Consider the following 19,219-nt stretch of genomic DNA (forward strand, 5'->3'; position numbering starts at 1 on the left):
TCAGCTGCGCAAGGTCGCGCCGGTGGCCTTTTCAACCGCTGCGATGATCTTTTGGCTAACGGCCTCGATCTCTTCGTCTGTCAGGGTTTTTTGGCGCGGCTGAAGCGTGACTTCAATCGCAACAGACTTCTTACCTTCACCCACATGTTCACCTTCAAACACATCAAAAATTGACGTTGATTGAATGAGCTTCTTGTCGGCTGAATTCGCTGCTTTGACAAATTTTTGACCTTCAGCATTCTTATCCGCCAGGAAAGCAAAATCTCGGCGCACGGGCTGCAAATCAGAAATGTCTAACGCGCCTTTGGCTTTGCTCGCCTTCTTGCGCGGCGCTGGAATGGCATCAAGATTGAGCTCAAACGCTACAACCGGACCTGTCAAATCCAACTCAGCGATGAGTGCTGGGTGCAGTTCACCGAACCATCCAAGGATCATCTTAGGACCTAATTGCAAGCGACCCGCACGGCCCGGATGCGCCCAATCGGCAGGTTCTGCTACAACTTGAATGTTGTTCACGTCCATGCCCAATGCATCAAGTGCCGCAAGCGCATCGGCTTTTACATCAAAGACATCAACTTTGCTGGCTTTGCCCTGCCAGTCGCGGCCAGTTTGAGCAAATTTCGCGGTGCCGGAGCGCACCCCGGTGGCGTAGTTCAGCTGCCCGTCAATTTTGTCAGTCTTAAAGACCTGCCCAACTTCAAACAAGGACACATCCGCATATCCACGGTTGGCGTTTCGCCCTAGCGCTGCCAGCAGGCCCGGTAACAAAGATGGACGCATGTCCGTAAGGTCGGAAACAATCGGGTTTTCAAGTTTCAATTCGTCAGAGCCACCACCAAACAATGTCGCTTCTTTTTCTGAAATGAAAGACCAAGTCACGGCTTCGTGGAAACCGCGACCAGCCAAAGTGCGACGGGCGATTCGACGGCGGTTCTGGATTGTGGTCAGCATTTTTGGCGCAACGCCAGACAGCCGTGGAAGCGGGTCCACCGGCACTTTGTCGACCCCTACGATGCGCATCACCTCTTCGACCAAATCGGCTTTCACCTCAACATCCGGGCGAAACGAAGGCACATTGACCTTTACCACGCCACCAGAACCAGCGACCCAGAACCCGAGCCGAGAGAGGATAACTTTTGCCTCAGTTGCAGGCACTTTTAGACCCGTCAAGCGGGTGATTTCTGACAATGGAAAATCGATAACCCGTTCAGGCGATTTCACTTCGCCTGTAACCACCGGCTCATGCACTTCGCCGCCGCAGATTTCCAAAATCATTTTGGTTGCAAGCTCCAAGCCCGGCAAAACGAACTCTGGGTCAGCGTGACGTTCCAAACGGTAACGCGCATCAGAAACAATGCCCGTTTTGCGGCCAGTTTGTGCGATCAAAAGGGGTTCCCACCACGCGCACTCCATAAAAATGTTGGTGGTTTCAGCGGTACATCCACTTTGTTCGCCGCCCATGATGCCGCCAATGCAAAGCGGGCCATTATCGTCGGCCAAGATGCACATGGTTTCATCGAGCTGATAAGTCTTGCTATCTAGTGCAACAATTTTTTCGCCTTTTTTAGCGTTACGCGCGTGGAACTGGCCCGTGATCTTGTCCGCATCATAGGCGTGCAATGGGCGACCACGGTCGTAGGAAATGTAGTTGGTGATGTCAGCCAACGCATTGATTGGGCGCAGTCCGACTGCGATCAAACGCTTTTGCAGCCATTCAGGGGACGGGCCGTTCTTCACGCCTTTAAACAAGCGACCCGCAAACATTTTACAAGCTTGTGGTTCACCGTCGTCAAAACGAAACTCAACGGAAATATCCCCTTTGCCGCCTAAAGTGGCCGGAACAGCTTTCACAGTGCCGTCTTTTAATTCACCAACACCAGCCGCAGCAAGGTCACGTGCAATACCATAGACACCTGTCGCATCACCACGGTTTGGTGTGATGGCGATATCAATCACCACGTCGTCAATGCCAGCATAGTCGACATATTTGGTGCCAACGGGCGCATCATCGGGCAAATCGATAATGCCGTCATGTTCATCTGAGAGCATCAGCTCACGCTCAGAACACAACATGCCATTGCTTTCTTCGCCACGAATATTGCCTTTGGTCAGGACAAAATCCACGCCGGGCACGTAAGTGCCAACCGCCGCGAATACGCCTTTCAGACCTTTACGGGCATTTGGTGCACCACAGACAACTTTTACCAGATCGCCACTGCCTGTGTTGACCATGCAAACGCGCAACTTGTCGGCGTTTGGATGCTTTTCAGCGCTGATCACTTCGCAGACCGTAAACTCGTTCAGCACTTTGGCTTGATCTTCAACCTCTTCGACCTCAAGGCCGATCATTGTGAGGGTTTTGATAATTTCATCATTCGAAACACTTGTCTCGAGATGATCTTTGAGCCAATCAATTGTGAATTTCATCGGTCTACTCTTTTGTTGTCTCTTGTTCGAACACTTCGACCAAATCAAAGCGTTCGCAAACCAGTTTCATATCAGGTGAATGCCCGCCATTGCGGGTGAAAAAATCTATGTGCGCCTCGCGCCAAAATTCGAACGACAAGTCTCCCTCGCCTTCCGCGCGCGCAAAATCCTCGTCAACATCATCAAAGCGTTTCACCTCGACAGAAGTTGTTTTAATAATGGCTCGGGGCTGTCCTTGCCAATTGGGAACAATGAAGTACTCTCCCACTGTCGGCAGCGGCTCGCCTTCTTCTTCGTAGATTGCAAGCGCGCCGCAAGTCGCAGATTTCTTGCCAGAAACGATCAATTCCACAAGTTCATCACGCAGTGTTTCGCTATCGCCGAATTCAGCTATGTCAAGGTTGCGGTATTTTACTGGCAAGCTGCCAACAATAAAAAATCGTTTCAGCAAATGTGCAAAGCCGCGCGCATCGTCGATTGCATAATGGGTATGCGGATGATTGCCAATCCAGCTGTCTGGCACCCGCCGCGTGGTCCAGTCATGGTGCGGTGCATTCGCGATGGTGCCCGAAACGGAATATATATCAACACCGCCGCCAGCAAATATGCGGTTTTGTTTTCCGGGACCGCCGAAGACACGCGTGTTGGCGAATTGATCCAGATAATGGTCCATATAGGTACCATCGAAAATCAAAGGCGCTGATGCAAAAGCTTTGCGCCCTTCAAATCCTTCAAGCCATGCAACAAAATCAGCCATCGCCTTTTCAGGCGCAACCGGATTTGTCGTTGCGGCCTTATAGGCCTCAGGCTCGGTTTCCCACCATTCCATGGTTTCAGGATCAGGCGCACGATCAGTCCGCGCTTCAAGAACGGTTTCAAACTCACCCAAAACATCGCCACGCCGATTCATCGCCACTGAGGCAAAACTCAACATCGAGTTGCGCAAGGGGCTCGGGCCATCGGTTTCAATGTCTGTGACAATATAAACGGTTTCGTCTATATCGTTCGACGTTGCTGTCACGATGACAAGCCTCCAAACAATGTTGGCAAATCAAGTGGACGGAATCCATAATGCTCCATCCAACGTTTGTCGGCGTCAAAGAAATCGCGCAGGTCCGGCATGCCGTATTTCAGCATGGCTATCCGGTCGATTCCCATGCCCCAAGCAAAACCTTGGTAAATGTCTGGGTCCAGACCACAATTTCGGATCACATTTGGGTGCACCATGCCGCAGCCCAAAATCTCGAGCCAATCTTCGCCCTCGCCTATTTTCACTTCATTGCCTGAACGATCGCATTGCACGTCCACTTCCATGGAAGGTTCGGTGAACGGGAAGAAGGATGGGCGGAAACGGGTTTTGACGTTATCGACTTCAAAATAGGCTTTTAGGAACTCTTCCAAGACCCAACGCAATTGACCAATGTGCGAAGACTTATCAATCACCAAACCTTCAAGCTGGTGAAACATTGGCGTGTGTGTTTGGTCACTGTCGCAACGATAGGTGCGGCCCGGGATAACCACGCGAATTGGCGGTTCTTGAGTTTCCATAGTTCGGATTTGCACGGGCGACGTGTGTGTGCGCAGCACCATCTTGTTGCCGTTGCTTTCTTCGCCTTCAACTGTAGGTTTGGCTTTCATGAAGAATGTGTCGTGCATTTCACGCGCCGGGTGACCTTCTGGGAAGTTCAGCGCGGTGAAGTTGTAATAGTCGCTCTCGATGTCTGGGCCTTCCGCAATCGCGAAGCCCATGTCAGAAAAGATGGCGGTGATTTCATCCAATGTTTGGGATACAGGGTGAATTGAGCCGCGCTGCATTGGGCCGGGTTGCAACGGCAGCGTTACATCGACTTTTTCTGAAGCGAGACGCGCTTCAAGAGCCGCCTTTTTAAGGGTCGCCGATTTTGCTTCAATCAACGCCGCCATGTCCTTTTTCAGGCCGTTAATTACTGGGCCCGCTATTTGGCGTTCCTCATTGGACATTTTGCCCAAAGATTTTAACTGCTCTGAAACAGAACCCTTTTTGCCCAAAGCCGCCACACGCACAGCGTCTAGCCCCTTTTCGTCATTTGCATTTTCAATGTCGGCAGTGATGTGCTCACGCAGCGTTTCAAGTGAATTGGCGTCGTTCATTATGGACCTCTTGTCCCCTCAAATGCATAAAGTGGACCCAGCTAGCCCATCGGTTCTGATCTTGTTAGATTCGCGTGCACCTTACAAACGCACAAAGCCTTGCGCCACCCTTAAGAGAGCGGCACAAGGCTTTTAATTCGGCCTCAGATAGATGAGGTAAAAAGCTTTAAGCGGTAGCGCGTTCGTGAGCTACTGCGTCAACTTCTTTGAGGTAACCAAGTGCGCCTTTTGCTGTTGCAACCAAAGCGGCAAAGCTTTCAGGGTTGCGCACTGCCAAATCGGCAAGCACTTTACGGTCCACCGCAACCTCAGCCTTGCTGAGGCCGTCGATAAATCGACCGTATGTTAGGCCGTGCTCACGCACAGCAGCGTTGATCCGCTGGATCCACAAAGCACGGAAGTTCCGCTTTCTTGCTTTACGGTCGCGATATGCGTACTGACCAGCTTTTTCTACTGCCTGTTTAGCAATACGGATCGTATTTTTACGACGGCCGTAATAGCCTTTGGCAGCTTTTATTGTTTTTTTATGACGGGCGTGGGAGGTTACGCCTCTTTTTACACGTGACATGGATCTGTATCCTTAAAAGTCGTTATTAGGCGTAAGGCATGAATTTTTTCACCGTACGTGCATCCTGTGCGCACATCGCACTGGTGCCACGATTTTGGCGAATATACTTGCCGTTATGGCTGATCAAACGGTGACGTTTGCCTGCTGCAGCTGCCATGACTTTACCAGTACCAGTCACTTTAAAGCGCTTTTTAGCGCCAGACTTTGTCTTTAGCTTGGGCATTTTGCTCGTCCTTCTTGTTGCCGCAAGTCCGAAGACTATTGGCGGGTTCAGCATTCTGGATCAACTCGGCATACCCTTCGGCCGGCCGACCCGCTTGAAGTTCAGGGTTATAATGCGACTAAACTCATTATGCAAGTCTTGAATCGGGGCCAAAACACCTGTGAATTACGTGTCGTGTTGGTCGATCAAGATGTCATTTCCATCCGGGTCTTTAAAAGTCGCCATTTTTGGATAATCTTGACCCTCAAACACGCGTGAATATTCAATACCCAACTCATCCAGCTTTTTGTGGATCGGTTTAATGTCCTTGGGATTGAAGGTCATGATGTTGTCTTCAAACATACCTTGAAAAATGCCGATTCTTGCATCGCCTAGCGCAAGCACTAGCCAATTTTGTTCTTCAACGCCCGCCACAACCTCAAAGCCAAGGCTTTGATAAAACGCCTTGGATATCGCGATGTCTTTTACGTTCAAACTTACCGAAAATCGTCCAAGTTCCATTATTTTCTCCATCTGAATATGCCTTAGCTGCACAATAGCACAACCAAAACGGGCCCGAAGGCCCGCTCGAAATTCACATATGCAAGTGCTACTTATTTTTGCGCAGTTGGTGATAAGATCATGATCATTTGGCGACCTTCGGTTTTTGGCTGCGCCTCAACCTTTGAAATTTCTGTCACTTGATCACGCACTCTGTGCAGCAACTGGAGTCCAAGCTGTTGGTGAGCCATTTCACGGCCACGGAAACGCATGGTAACTTTAACTTTGTCGCCACCTTCCAAGAACTTCACGACGCTACGCATCTTGACTTCAAAGTCATGTGTATCCGTGTTCGGACGCATCTTGATTTCTTTGACCTCAATGATCTTTTGCTTCTTGCGCGCTTCGGCTGCCTTCTTTTGGGCGGCGTACTTATACTTTCCCAAGTCCAAGATTTTACAAACCGGCGGCTTCGCGTTTGGTGATATTTCCACCAAATCCAAACCAGCTTCGCGGGCGCGCTCCATCGCATCACGTGTACTCACGGTGCCGTGGTTGGTGCCTTCATCATCGATGAGCTGAACATCTGGGGAGGTAATTTCTCGATTTGAGCGCGGGCCATCTTTTTGGGGCTGCACGGGTCTTTGTGGACGACGAATGGTGACTTTTCCTTCTTTTGTGAAACCAATGGTTATTACGGGCGTAAAATCTGGTCAAAACACTATAAAGTCAACAGCCAAACACCAGAATTGAGCGCGGATTGCGAAATAGTTGCTGCTCTTTTATCAAATAAGTCAATTCAAATGAGATTCGGCGGTCAAAAGTGCAACTTCTCTCCAGAAAAATTAAACTCGGCTTGGGTAACTCCCGTAGAGAAATAGCGGTTTTGCACCGAGAGGGCAACTCACCGGGGTTCTTTTGGCTCGGTGGCTACAATTCCGATATGCAGGGTTCCAAGGCAAATGCACTTGATGCGTTCGGGGCAAGCACCGGACTTAGTGTTACCCGGTTTGACTATATGGCGCACGGTCAATCGAGCGGTGATTTCATGCGTGCAACGATTAGCACTTGGCTAGAAGATGCCATTGCAGTTTTTGAAAGGTTCACCAACGGCCCACAAATTCTAGTTGGCTCGTCGATGGGGGGCTGGCTCGCTATGTTGCTCAACCGTCATCTACGGTCCAAGGGCATTGCGACCGTGAAAGCCATGCTGCTGATTGCACCAGCCGTGGATATGACACGCGAATTGGTGCCAAAGCGGTTTACGGCTGAGCAGCTGACGACCATGAAAGAGACAGGGCACATCAAAGTGCCCAGTGCCTACTCGAAGGAGCCGTATATTTACACGCAAGCTCTAATTGATGACGGCGAACAACACCTGCTTTTAGGGCAACCGATTAAAACTGATTGCCCGGTTCACATCATCCAAGGTCAGCAAGACCCGGACGTGCCGCCAACGCATGCCCAGCGCTTACTTCAGCACTTAATCCTGAATGAAGCCTATTTAACCCTCATGCCGGATGGGGATCACCGGCTTTCTCGCCCACAAGATTTGGTAAAACTAACGGCGGTTCTCAACTCTCTTGTGCAAGAATAGACGCAAGCCCTTCGCGATAGGTGGGGTGACGTAAGCTAATCCCTAAATCCTTCTTCAGCCTCGCGTTTCCGCACCTTTTATTATCGCCATAAAATGAGCGTGCCATCGGTGTCATGTCCGCTGTCTCAATTGGTTCTTCGGGCGGAGGATCGATGCCAAGCATTTTGGCCGCATGTTCAATCACCAGATTTGGCGGTGCCGGTTCATTATCCGCACCATTAAATACGCCAACCGCCTTCAATTGCGCCGCTTTATTCACAATTTGGGCAATGTCTTCAACGTGGATACGGTTGAACACCTGCCCAGATTTCACGATCCGGCGGGAAGCTCCGTTGCGTATTTTGTCAAAGGTTGAACGACCAGGCCCATAAATGCCGGCTAGACGAAAAATCGAAAACGGGACATTGTTGTCCTTCGCCAATTCAGACCATTTGTTTTCAGCTTCAACCCGCCATTGACCGCGTTTAGAAACGGGTTTGGGTGCGGTATTTTCAGAAATCCAAGCACCTTCAAAATCGCCGTAGACGCCGACCGTGGACAAATACCCAAGCCATTGAAGAGCGGCCGTACGCTCAAAAAACTCTGGTATTGCGTTGAGAACCGGATCGCCATCTGCTGAGGGCGATGCAGATATGACCACGTGCGTTGCAGTTGCAAGATGTAGGTTCAACTCGTCGGTTATGGCACCGTCAAAAATAACTGCGTCTATTCCCTGTGCTGCTAGAACTGATTGCTTTTCCGCACTACGTGTGGTGCCAACAACCGTTCCTGGCCATTCTTTGGCAATGGCAAGGCCAGAATAACCAATGCCGAAAATCAAGAGTTTCATTTCGCGTTCCCCTGCCACTCGGCAATAACAGATTCATCAGCTTCGGTGTTTACTGCCTGACCATAGCGGCTTGCCAATTCATCTTCTGAGAGGTGCTGCCTCAAGGCCCAAACCGCCGCACCTCGTACAATTGGATTTGGATCTGAAAGATGGTCTTCGATCTTATCCACGACATCATGTCCATGGGCATTGCCCAGAGCGATCAGTACATTGCGCATAAATGCGTCTCGCCCAAGTCGCTTCACGGCAGACCCCGCAAAGAACGCTCGAAAAGTTGCATCATCAAACTTTGCAAGCTCTACCAAATTTGGCGCTCGTAAATCTGCGCGCATTTGCAATTTAGTATCCGCCGTGGTTTTTGCAAACTTATTCCAGGGGCAAACCGCCAAACAATCATCGCATCCATAAATTCGGTTACCAATCGGCTTGCGAAACTCAACCGGGATCACCCCTTTAAACTCATTAGTGAGATAGGCGATACATTTTCGTGCGTCCAGCTTGTACGGTCCTGGGAACGCGTTGGTCGGGCAAACGTCAAGGCAGCGCGTACACGATCCGCAATGATCTGTTTCGGCCTTATCCAATGGCAGTTCTGCATCGGTGAGAATGACCCCCAAAAACAACCAGCACCCTTCTTGCTTAGAGACAAGTACTGTGTGCTTACCCTGCCACCCGATGCCAGCTAGCTGTGCGAGCGGTTTTTCCATTAAGGGTGCTGTATCAACAAAGACCTTAACACCGCAGTCACCTTGTCGCGCCAACACGCCAGCCAGCTCTTTGAGTTTGCCTTTGATGATGTCGTGATAATCGCGGTTGCGCGCATAGGCCGAGACAATGGCTTTTTCGGTCTGGTCCAGCATATCCATTGGGTTGCTGTCTGGCGTGTAGTTATAGGCCAAAACAATAGCTGATTTCGCTTCGTGCCAAAGGGATGTTGGCGCAAACCGCCTATCAAAGGTTTCCGCCATCCATTCCATGTCGCCGTGCCAATTTTGCTTGACGGCATTCGCCAAACGCTCCCGCCAGACATCCGGTGCCTTTGCGCTAGCGATTCCAAAATGTACAAAACCAAGTTTTTGCGCACGCTCCTTAAGATCGGTAATTATTTTGTGTTTTGCGGCAACGCTCAAAAATCAATATCCGCATAAGTAGACGACGCTGGCATGCCAACGACCCGGTCCAGCAGCAATGAGCGAAACGCGGGGCGAGACTTTAACCGCTGATACCAGTCTTTCACCTCAGGAACAGTGGCCCATGGGACCTCTGACAAATAATCCAGTGATGACAATTGAGCGGCCAACGCAAAGTCGGCCATAGACATTTCATCGCCTGCCAACCAGCGGCGAGTTGCGAGCAAGTAATTGAAGTAGGATAAATGTTCGGTCAAGTTTGCACGCGCCGCCCGCAACACTGTCGTGTCAGGGGTGCCACCGGGTCTATCGTTCTTGATAAATTTCTCTTCAATGATGTAGCGCGATACATCTTCTGAAAATTTATTGAGCGCCCAATCCACCAAACGACGTGTTTCAGCGCGCAAAACAGGTTCGGTTGGCAGCAATATGGGCTGTGTTCCAAACTGTTCTTCGACAAAATAAATCACAGCGCTGGCACCAACCAAGGTCAATTGGTCATCAATGTCCAACACCGGAACTTCTCCAGCCGGGCTGACATCAAGAAAGTCCTGTTCGCGTCGCCAAGCTTTGATATGCACCAGCTCAATCTCTTTGCCATATTCTGCACACATGAGCCGCACCAAGCGCGACGTTGGATCAAGCGTGTAATGCAGCAATTTTGGTACAAACATTTTTTGATCCTTTTTTGGCTTTAACTCGTGATTGGCGCGCGCTAAGAATGGCGTTAGAAGAAAGCTAACATCTTAACGTTAATTTGCACCGAACTTTCACCACTTGATAGGAGAACTCATGGCTGCCGATCAAGGCATTTTTGTGCCCCTGATACTTGGAATTGTTGAAGGGTTAACAGAGTTTTTACCTGTTTCGTCCACCGCCCACATTTTATTGTTAGGTGATTGGCTAGGGTTTGAGAACCCGGGGCAGTCGTTTGAGGTGCTTATTCAACTCGGCGCCATATTGGCAATCGTAACGATTTATTTCAAAAAGCTGCTGGATTTGTTTCTTGATGCGTTGCGCGGCAAACCTTACGCCCTTCGCTTTGCTGGCGGTGTCCTGCTGGCGTCATTTCCCGCGGCACTGGCTGGCGTATTGATGCACGGCTACATCAAAACAGTTCTGTACAACGCGCCACTCGTTATCAGCTCAATGTTGATCACCGGCGGCATCATATTGTTGATTGTCGACCGTATGAAGCTAGAGCCAAAATACACGGACATTTATGAGTTTCCGCTGCCTTTGTGTTTTGGCATAGGCATTTTTCAAATGCTCGCTTTGGTTCCAGGTGTTTCACGCTCCGGCGCGACCATTGTCGGTTCAATGTTGATGGGCACAGACAAACGCTCGGCCGCAGAATTCACGTTTTTCATTGCCTTGCCCATTATGACTGGGGCCTTTGGCTACGATCTATATAAAAACATAGATGTCATCACGCTGGATGCGGGACTTAACATTGCCGTTGGCTTTGCCGCTGCCTTTATTGTCGGTGCAGTGGTGGTGCGATACCTACTCGATTTCGTATCCAAATACGGGTTCGCGCTATTCGGCTGGTGGCGGATCATCGTTGGCGTTGTGGGGTTGTTTGCGTTCGGCCTTGTGGGCTAAAGCGCAAACCAAACCTCAGCCTAGTTCACGGTTGGCATGTTTTCTTCATATTGTCCGTTTTTCTTGAAACGCCACATATATGTCGGCAGGATTGCAGCCATGGTGGTAGGTTCAACACCAAAAGCACTCAAGGTCCGCTTTTGCTGTTTGGCTTCGTCAGACACCACATTATCATGTTGCAACAAGGTCACCTGATCAGCGGTGAGCCATGGGTTTGGTAATATTTGCAGCATCGAACCAATGAGCTTTGCAATTGGATTTGGCACGGGTAGCAACAGATTATTGCGGCCGGTTTCTATTAATAAACGTTCCATCAATTCACGCATGGTCTGAGTTTGCGGGCCGCCAATTTCGTAGATTTTTCCGCCCTTAACACCACCATTTGCCGCAACAGCAAATGCTTCAGCTACATCACCAACATAAATAGGCTGCATTTTGGTCTTGCCGCCGACAAGTGGAAGAATTGGTGACAAACGTGAAATCGCCCCAAACAGATTGAAAAACCCGTCGTCCAGCCCGAATATGACAGATGGTCGAATGATAATTGCGTCGGGGAATTGTGTAAACACCGCTTCTTCGCCCAAGGCTTTCGAGCGCGCATAAGCACTTTGTGCCTGTTTATTTGCCCCAATGGCCGACATGTGTACAAGCGTTTTAACGCCTGCGACCTTTGCCGCTTCAGCAACGTTCTTCGCGCCTACATTTTGAACTGTATCAAAACGTTGCTTGCCGCCTTCAGATAAAATGCCTGTGAGATTGATCACAATGTCCGAACCGCGTACCGCACGAATAACAGATTCTGGATACCGCACATTGGCTTGGATCGGCAGGATTTGCCCAACACCGCCAAGCGGCTTCACATCACCTGCTAGATCGGGCCGACGCACAGCAACTCGAATACGGTAGCCCTGTCTTGCAAGTTCTTGCACCACTTGGCGCCCCACAAAACCTGAACCACCAAAAATTGTGATCAATTTGCCCGCATTGTCGCTCATGTTTTTGAACCTTTTAATCCATTGCGCGATTAAACAAGTGAAGCCATGCTTCTATTGAGCCCTGTTTAGCTTGATCCTATTGGCTTTGTCGAGACTTGGGGGCGCGAATAATTGCCGCAAACGGGCGGGAAAATCTTTACAATCCACACAATTGACAAATCAGCTTGTGGTCCATAGAGCTTTTGCATAGTTGCCCTGGTGGCGGAATTGGTAGACGCGCTAGCTTCAGGTGCTAGTTTTCGCAAGGAAGTGGAAGTTCGAGTCTTCTCCAGGGCACCAACACTTCAAACACATATTGTGCTTTTTGACAGCTGCGCTTTGGCTTACCCGCTTAGCACCCGCGGCAACCAAAGCACCAATATTGGAAATACCAACAAGATCAACACCCGCAACAACTCTGCTAAGAAGAACGGCAAGACACCTTTAAACGTTTCGCTCATGGGTACATCGTCCGCGATTGAGGAAATGACAAAGACGTTCAGACCAACCGGTGGCGTAATGAGCCCCAGCTCCACAACAATCAGCGCCAAAAGTCCAAACCAAATCTTCAAATCATCGCTGCTCATGCCAAAGCCTGAGCCGAGCGCCAGTTGATTGTCACCACCATTGAGTTCCAGCAAAACCGGCCAAAAAAACGGAATTGCCAAGAGGATCATCGATAAGGAATCCATCAAGCAGCCAAGGACAATCAGGCTCAAGAGTAAAATCGAAAGTACAACAAGCGGTGGCAATCCTGACGTTGCCATCCATTCGGCCATGGCTTGGGGTACACCGGCCCGTGACATGAATATCTTGAGCATTTCAGCGCCCAGCAAAATCAAATAGATCATACCGGTGGTTTTGGCGGTTTCTTCCAGCGCCTTGCGCATCTGGGTTCTGTCGAGCTTTTTACGGATTGTGCCGTAAATCCACACCAAAACCACGCCAACTGCCGCAGCGGGGGTTGGGTTGAACCACCCCACATACATCCCGCCGATCACCAACCCGAAAATCACCATAACAGGTGCGACGCCGACAGATGCCGCCATCCATTCTTGGCGCGAAACCTTACTGGCATGCGGGGCCGAGTTGGGGAACAGCCGCACATAAATGCTTATGGTCAAAATGAACAGCACGATGGCCAGAATGCCTGGCAATAAAGCCGCCATAAACATGGTGACAATGTTTGCCTCGACAATAATCGAATAGATAATGAGAACGACCGAGGGTGGAATGAGAATTCCAAGCACCCCGCCGGCCGCCAAAGTGCCGGTGGCAAGAGCCCCAGAATATTTTTGTTTGCGCAATTCGGGCAACGCAACTTTACCCATGGTCGATGCGGTTGCCAAAGAAGATCCGCACACGGCACCAAAGCCTGCACATGCAGCAATCGCCGCCATGGCCGAACCACCACGCAAATGCCCGAGCCAGGCCTTCGCCGCGCGAAACAAATCATGGCTAAGTCCGGCGCGCGTTGCCAGCGCCCCCATCAAAACGAACATTGGCAAGACCGAAAGGTCGTAAATCGAGAATTGCCCATAGGCCAACGTTTTGAGTTGGCTCATAAATATGCCAGCGCCGTTCAGCAACGTGACACCAACCCCGCCAACTAAGATCATTGCGTAGGCAATTGGCATCCGCAGAACGATAAGACTGATCAGGGCGCCTAAACCGGCAAAACCAATCAGAAGTGGATCAATCATTTATGCTGTCCTGCCAAAAGTGTTTGCAAATTTTGCCGAAGCGTCATCAACGCAGACAAAGTCAACAAGATCAGCGAGACCAAAATGGGCAAAAAGGCCAACCAATGCGGCAGGCGCAGAATTGAGGTTGAATAGCTGTATGTATATTGGTTGATTGCACCATAGCTCATGCGCCACAACAAAATCACGGCAAACAATAGTGCAACAAAATTGCCAAGCGCGCGCAAAACGGCCACTGTTTTTTCCGAGGCATGCAGCGTAAAAATGTCTGCCGAAACATTCGCCGCCGTGAGCTGGCAATAGGGCAAAAATGCAAATACCGCCACGGCCACCCCCATTTCCGTCAACTCCAAATCACCCGGAATAGGTTGCCATATCGCAGCACCAACGGCTGAGAAGAAATTTATAAGTACAACGCAAATCAGCATCAAACCACCAAACATTGCCCAGCCGTGAATAAGTACATCAAGCAATTTCTGTGCTCCATGGTCGCCGCGCAATTTCCCATCTTTGACCGTGCTCATTGCGCCTTCTTCCGTTTTGCTGACCTTTGGCAATGGCCCATTGGTTTGATTTCTCTTTCATAACTGAACTAAGGGCATGAAGCCATGTTTGCATAATTCGCAAACAAAAAAACCCGGACCAATGGCCCGGGCAAGTCAAAAGGGCAGGAAACGACCCTTTGTTCGTTATTGTGCGTACCCGCCACCGGACGGGGTTTGAATGATCACGCCTTCGCCCGCAGCACATTCGATTTGTGAACGACCATCAACTTTTGTTTTTTCACCAGTAACGCTGAGCTTGTAGTTGGCCCCAACCTGGCCATCTGCCCCGCCATTCAATCCTTTTGGGGGCACAATGCGGTGTCCACATAAGAAGGAGACATCCATTGGTTTCAGGAACCGTATTTGACGGTGAACGCCATCCCCACCTTTAAATTGCCCACCGCCGCCTGTATTGCGCCGAATGTGGAAATCTTCGAGCACCACGGGATATCTTGTTTCAAGGACTTCTGGGTCCGTCAGCCGCGTATTGGTCATGTGCGAATGAACAGCATGCGCACCGTCAAAGCCCGGCCCCGCACCTGTGCCCCCACAAATGGTTTCATAGTACTGATATTGCACATTGCCAAAATTGAAGTTGTTCATGGTGCCTTGTGCGCCTGCCATGGCCCCCATTGCGGCAAACAAACAATCGGTTACCGCTTGGGACACTTCAACATTGCCCGCAACAACGGCCGCCGGATATTGTGGCGTGAGCATGGATTGCTCCGGAAGTCTGATTTCAATCGGGCGCATGCACCCCGCATTCATCGGGATGTTTTCGTCCACCATGCAACGGAATGCATACAGAATGGCAGCGCGGGTAATGGGTTCGGGCGCATTAAAATTGTCCGGTTGCTGATAACTGGTGCCAGCAAAGTCGACAATTGCTTTGCCATTTGCTTCATCGACGGTGATCGACACCGCGATTTTGCACCCCTGATCAAATTCAACTTCAGCGGCACCATCTTTCAAATTTGAGATTGCACCACGCACACAAGTTTCTGCGTAATCCTGGACAAATCCCATATAGGAGTTGACCACATCAAGTCCGTAAGCTTTGACCATATTGAGAAGCTCGGCCACCCCCTTTTCGTTGGCGGCGATTTGCGCTTTCAGGTCGGCAATGTTTTGGGACGGGTTTCGGCACGGATATTGACCACCTGTTAGGGCGCTTTGAATGAAAGCTTGTTGGAATGTGCCTTGCTTGACCAGTATTTGGTTATCGAGAATGACGCCTTCTTCCTCAATCGAAGTGGCGAGCGGTGTCATTGAACCGGGCGCGATACCGCCAACGTCTGCATGGTGCCCGCGCGACGCCACAAAGAATAGTGGCTTTTTATCCTGTTTAGAAAACACGGGCGTGACCACAGTGATGTCGGGCAAATGTGTGCCGCCATTATATGGCGCGTTGGTGACAAACACATCGCCCGACTTCATATTAGGATGCGCTTTGATAACGCTGGCGACGGATCGATCCATTGACCCCAGATGCACTGGCGTGTGTGGCGCGTTGGCAATCAAAGCCCCTTGGTTATCAAAGACGGCGCAAGAAAAATCCAACCTTTCTTTAATGTTGGTTGAGCGTGCCGTGTTCTGCAAGCGCAGGCCCATTTGTTCGGCGATGGACATGAACAGATTATTGAAAATTTCCAACATGACCGGGTCGGTAACGCGGGACGAAACGATTTGATCGGTGCGAACGTTTTTGCGGTCCATTATAATCAGGCCGTTTTTATTAACACTGACGCTCCAGCCCGGCTCAACTATTATGGTTCCTATCGCTTCGACGATGATTGCTGGTCCACTAAGAATTTGCCCTGATCGCAATTCTTCACGTTTATATACGTCCGCCTGTTGCCATTCACCGCCAGAAAAAAACTGAGATTGGTCAAAAACTACAGGTGCATCCTCACTGGGGGCCAAAACGGGTTCTGCATGAGTGGACCTCCCACCCGATGCTTCAACTTCGATGAACTCGATAACAATTTCTGCAGACGGCTCGATGAAACCGAAACGCTCTTTATGGACGTGCTCAAACTCTGCACGCATTTCAATTTCAGAACGCAGATCAACTTCAATTGTCGAATCCGTACCCCGATATTTGAGATGCGTCGTGTTGCGAACAGTGCAATCACGATCATCAATGCCCTGCTCTGCCAATTGACGCAGCATGTCACGGCGCAATTGCTTGGACACATATTTGGTTTCATCCAACGAATTAATATTGAGCGGCTTGCCAACTGCGCGTTGAGTTGCCGCCTTAATGTCAGCCAATCCCATGCCGTATGCGGAGAGAATGCCAGAAAACGGGTGCACCAGCACCGTGCGCATACCTAAACGATCTGCCACCGCACAGGCATGTTGTCCCCCCGCCCCGCCAAAGCAGGTCAACGCATATTTTGAGATGTCATAGCCGCGTTGCACGGAGATTTTTTTGACGGCGTTCGCCATATTTTCAACAGCAATTTTAAGGAAACCTTCTGCCGCTTGTTCAGCCGAGCCTAAGCCCGCTTGCTCTGCAATAGTGCTGAACTTTTTGCGCACAATGTCTTGGTCCAGCGGCTGGTCTTGAGCAACGCCAAAAATCGAAGGAAAATATTGTGGCTGCACTTTGTTGAGCATCACGTTAGCGTCGGTAACCGCCAAAGGTCCGCCCCGTCGATAGCTCGCAGGGCCCGGATTTGCGCCTGCAGAATGTGGTCCAACGGTAAAGCGACGTCCATCAAACTCCAAAATGGAGCCGCCACCTGCTGCAACCGTGTGGATTTTCATCATCGGGGCGCGCATCCGTACGCCCGCTACTTCGGTTTCAAAATCTTTTTCGAACGCACCATTATAGTGCGCCACATCAGTCGAGGTGCCGCCCATGTCAAAGCCAATAATCTTGTCAAAGCCTGCCAATTTGCTGGTTTGAGCAGCGCCCACGATGCCCCCCGCCGGACCGGATAGGATCGCGTCACGCCCATGGAACATGTGCGCAGCGGTCAGCCCGCCGGACGACATCATAAACATCAGTTTAAGGTCCGTATTTTCTGTGTCTAATTCAGATGCAACACGGTCCACATATCGGCGCAAAATTGGAGACAGATACGCGTCAACAATTGTCGTGTCCCCGCGCCCGACAAATTTGATTAACGGGGATACTTTGTGGCTAAGCGAGATTTGGGTGAAGCCAATGTCTTGTGCAATCAGACCCGCTTTAGTTTCAGGTTCGGGGTGCTGGAAGGCGTGCATAAATACGATAGCCACCGCGCGAATGCCTGTATCAAACGCGCTTTGCAACGCTTCTCTTGTGGCATCTGGATCAAACGTCTCAAGCTCAGTGCCGTCCGCTTGCAGACGTCCTGGCACTTCAGCAACTGCCTCATACAGCAATTCTGGTTTCTTGATTTCACGGTCAAAAAGCTTCGGGCGCGCCTGATAACCAATTTCCAACGCGTCCGCGAATCCTTTATTTGTGAGGAAAAGAACACGATCACCTTTTCGTTCCAACAACGCATTTGTGGCCACCGTGGTACCCATTTTGACCGTTGCTATCATGTTAGATGGAATCGTTTGAGCTTTCTCAACGCCCAACAAATCACGAATACCTTGCAACGCCGCATCCGGGTAAGCTTCTGGATTTTCTGACAAAAGTTTGTGCGCAACCAATGCGCCAGCAGGCGTCCGCGCTACGATATCTGTGAAGGTTCCACCTCGATCAATCCAAAAATCCCAACGACCACTCACAGCACCAACCTCCAACATAAATTTCACTTTGCTATTGCTTTATTGATATTTTACTGACATTTTGTCAATGTAACACAACCACTTTTTTTCTGTTGGCGAAGTGCTAAACTAGATTTTGGTGGATATTAGGAGGATCAAATGAACAAGATTTTTAAGGCGGTGGCAGCTGTCGCCATTATGAGTGCAAGCGCAACTTCGGTTGGCTTTGCCCAAAACTGGGATATGCCAACACCATATCCGGATAAAACTTTTCACACGGTGAACATCCAGCAGTTTGCGGATGAGTTGCGTGAAGCCACCGGTGGCAAGCTCGACATCAAGCTGCATACAGCCGGCTCGCTCATCAAGCATGGTGACATCAAAAATTCCGTACGAAATAACACGGTACCTGCGGGCGAGTTTTTCTTGTCCTTACTTGCCAACGAAGACCCAGCTTTTGGCATTGATTCCTTGCCTTTGGTGGCGACCAGCTACCAAGACGCAGCACGACTTTGGGAGGCGCAAAAACCTGTTGTTGAAGAATTGTTGGCCAAACAACGCTTAATGCCATTGTTCTCAGTGCCTTGGCCGCCACAGGGGCTGTATACAAAAAAAGAAATCAAAACAGTTGAAGACCTCAACGGTTTGAAATTCCGCTCTTACAATGCAAATCTGGAAAAATTCGCGACAATGGTCGGTGCCGCGCCAACCCAGGTTGAAGCACCAGATATCGCGCAGGCGTTTGCAACTGGCCAAGTTGAAGCGATGATCACATCGCCGTCAACTGGTGCAAACTCTAAGGCTTGGGACTTTATCTCGCACTATTCACCCATTAACGCATGGGTTCCAAAAAATATTGTTGTTGTGAATATTGCCGCCTTTAAAGCCTTGGATGCGGACACACAGGCCGCAGTCCTGAAAGCGGCGGCAGATGCCGAGCAACGTGGCTGGAACATGAGCCGTCGAGAAGCAGAAGAAAAAACACAAGTGCTTGCAGACAATGGTGTAACCATTGTTGAACCTTCTGACGAGTTGAAGGCTGGCCTTGCAAAAGTTGGTGTGGAACTGCTCGCTGATTGGCGTGCAAATTCATCTCCAGCGGCTGATGCTATTGTTGATGTGTACTTCAAATAACTAAACTTCAAGCGGGCGACAATTCACATTGCCGCCCTCTTGCTTTGAGGGAGGAGAGCCGGTGCGCAAAGCCCTAGACCGGATCTATTTGGCGGCGGGTAGTTTATCCGCCATTTGCATTTTAGCCATATGTGTCATCGTCACAATGCAGGTGGTCTTCAACTTG

17 protein-coding genes and 1 tRNA gene are annotated in these 19,219 nt (G+C 50.1%); 4 read left to right on the forward strand and 14 right to left on the reverse strand.

The features are described from left to right. The 7 genes from pheT to infC form a co-directional block, all read right to left on the reverse strand. Nucleotides 1–2,427, reverse strand: coding sequence for a phenylalanine--tRNA ligase subunit beta (pheT, locus tag ACJAZW_RS00830; RefSeq protein WP_415154953.1), 2,427 nt, complete (start codon nt 2,425–2,427; stop codon nt 1–3). A gap of 4 nt (nt 2,428–2,431) precedes the next feature. Further along, entirely contained in the window at nt 2,432–3,448 is a 1,017-nt protein-coding gene (locus ACJAZW_RS00835; protein ID WP_415154954.1) for an ASCH domain-containing protein, read from the reverse strand. Then, nucleotides 3,445–4,557, reverse strand: a complete 1,113-nt coding sequence (gene pheS / locus ACJAZW_RS00840) for a phenylalanine--tRNA ligase subunit alpha (protein ID WP_415154955.1) — start codon at nt 4,555–4,557, stop codon at nt 3,445–3,447. The genes ACJAZW_RS00835 and pheS overlap by 4 nt, the downstream gene beginning before the upstream one ends. Nucleotides 4,558–4,723: 166 nt before the next feature. Continuing rightward, entirely contained in the window at nt 4,724–5,125 is a 402-nt protein-coding gene (gene rplT / locus ACJAZW_RS00845; protein ID WP_415154956.1) for a 50S ribosomal protein L20, read from the reverse strand. Nucleotides 5,126–5,150: 25 nt separating this feature from the next. Then, a complete protein-coding gene (gene rpmI / locus ACJAZW_RS00850; protein WP_284363272.1) occupies nt 5,151–5,348 on the reverse strand; it encodes a 50S ribosomal protein L35 in 198 nt (65 codons plus the stop codon). Between the two features lie 165 nt (nt 5,349–5,513). After that, nucleotides 5,514–5,849, reverse strand: coding sequence for a VOC family protein (locus ACJAZW_RS00855; RefSeq protein ID WP_415154957.1), 336 nt, complete (start codon nt 5,847–5,849; stop codon nt 5,514–5,516). Between the two features lie 92 nt (nt 5,850–5,941). Next, the gene (gene infC / locus ACJAZW_RS00860; RefSeq protein WP_415154973.1) at nt 5,942–6,487 is read right to left on the reverse strand and encodes a translation initiation factor IF-3; all 546 of its coding nucleotides are present in this window, start codon (nt 6,485–6,487) and stop codon (nt 5,942–5,944) included. 284 nt (nt 6,488–6,771) lie between these two features. Here infC and ACJAZW_RS00865 point away from each other — a divergent pair, with 284 nt between their 5' ends. Then, nucleotides 6,772–7,425: an alpha/beta hydrolase gene (locus tag ACJAZW_RS00865; protein WP_415154958.1), complete on the forward strand. Its 654-nt coding sequence runs from the start codon at nt 6,772–6,774 to the stop codon at nt 7,423–7,425. Here ACJAZW_RS00865 and ACJAZW_RS00870 read toward each other — a convergent pair. Genes ACJAZW_RS00870 through ACJAZW_RS00880 form a run of 3 tightly spaced genes read right to left on the reverse strand, consistent with a single transcriptional unit; the run spans nt 7,403 to nt 10,058 of the window. Continuing rightward, nucleotides 7,403–8,254, reverse strand: a complete 852-nt coding sequence (locus ACJAZW_RS00870; protein ID WP_415154959.1) for an SDR family oxidoreductase — start codon at nt 8,252–8,254, stop codon at nt 7,403–7,405. The genes ACJAZW_RS00865 and ACJAZW_RS00870 overlap by 23 nt on opposite strands. Next, nucleotides 8,251–9,384, reverse strand: coding sequence for a tRNA epoxyqueuosine(34) reductase QueG (gene queG / locus ACJAZW_RS00875; RefSeq protein ID WP_415154960.1), 1,134 nt, complete (start codon nt 9,382–9,384; stop codon nt 8,251–8,253). Before queG ends, ACJAZW_RS00870 begins: the two co-directional genes overlap by 4 nt. Further along, nucleotides 9,381–10,058, reverse strand: coding sequence for a glutathione S-transferase family protein (locus tag ACJAZW_RS00880; protein WP_415154961.1), 678 nt, complete (start codon nt 10,056–10,058; stop codon nt 9,381–9,383). Before ACJAZW_RS00880 ends, queG begins: the two co-directional genes overlap by 4 nt. 118 nt (nt 10,059–10,176) lie before the next feature. On the opposite strand from ACJAZW_RS00880, the gene ACJAZW_RS00885 reads away from it, so the two are divergent. After that, nucleotides 10,177–10,989, forward strand: a complete 813-nt coding sequence (locus ACJAZW_RS00885; RefSeq protein WP_415154962.1) for an undecaprenyl-diphosphate phosphatase — start codon at nt 10,177–10,179, stop codon at nt 10,987–10,989. A 20-nt stretch (nt 10,990–11,009) separates the two neighbouring features. Here the strand turns inward: ACJAZW_RS00885 and ACJAZW_RS00890 are convergent, their stop codons facing one another. Beyond that, entirely contained in the window at nt 11,010–11,984 is a 975-nt protein-coding gene (locus tag ACJAZW_RS00890) for a complex I NDUFA9 subunit family protein (protein ID WP_415154963.1), read from the reverse strand. 192 nt (nt 11,985–12,176) lie between these two features. Between ACJAZW_RS00890 and ACJAZW_RS00895 the strand changes: the two genes are divergently transcribed. Then, a tRNA-Leu gene (locus ACJAZW_RS00895) sits at nt 12,177–12,263 on the forward strand. Between the two features lie 44 nt (nt 12,264–12,307). On the opposite strand, the gene ACJAZW_RS00900 is transcribed toward ACJAZW_RS00895, so the two are convergent. The 3 genes from ACJAZW_RS00900 to ACJAZW_RS00910 all read right to left on the reverse strand — a co-directional run bounded on the left by ACJAZW_RS00900 (nt 12,308) and on the right by ACJAZW_RS00910 (nt 17,940). Further along, entirely contained in the window at nt 12,308–13,666 is a 1,359-nt protein-coding gene (locus tag ACJAZW_RS00900) for a TRAP transporter large permease (RefSeq protein WP_415154964.1), read from the reverse strand. Next, nucleotides 13,663–14,190 (reverse strand): TRAP transporter small permease, encoded by a 528-nt coding sequence (locus ACJAZW_RS00905; RefSeq protein WP_415154965.1) that lies wholly within the window; start codon nt 14,188–14,190, stop codon nt 13,663–13,665. The genes ACJAZW_RS00900 and ACJAZW_RS00905 overlap by 4 nt, the downstream gene beginning before the upstream one ends. A gap of 165 nt (nt 14,191–14,355) precedes the next feature. Further along, nucleotides 14,356–17,940: a hydantoinase B/oxoprolinase family protein gene (locus tag ACJAZW_RS00910; RefSeq protein WP_415154966.1), complete on the reverse strand. Its 3,585-nt coding sequence runs from the start codon at nt 17,938–17,940 to the stop codon at nt 14,356–14,358. Nucleotides 17,941–18,078: 138 nt separating this feature from the next. Here ACJAZW_RS00910 and ACJAZW_RS00915 point away from each other — a divergent pair, with 138 nt between their 5' ends. Then, complete coding sequence (locus ACJAZW_RS00915; protein ID WP_415154967.1) at nt 18,079–19,053, forward strand: TRAP transporter substrate-binding protein; 975 nt, start codon at nt 18,079–18,081, stop codon at nt 19,051–19,053. Nucleotides 19,054–19,219 lie beyond the last annotated feature (166 nt).

Origin of the sequence: Maritalea sp. (assembly GCF_047634455.1) — a bacterium.
Lineage (GTDB): Bacteria > Pseudomonadota > Alphaproteobacteria > Rhizobiales > Devosiaceae > Maritalea.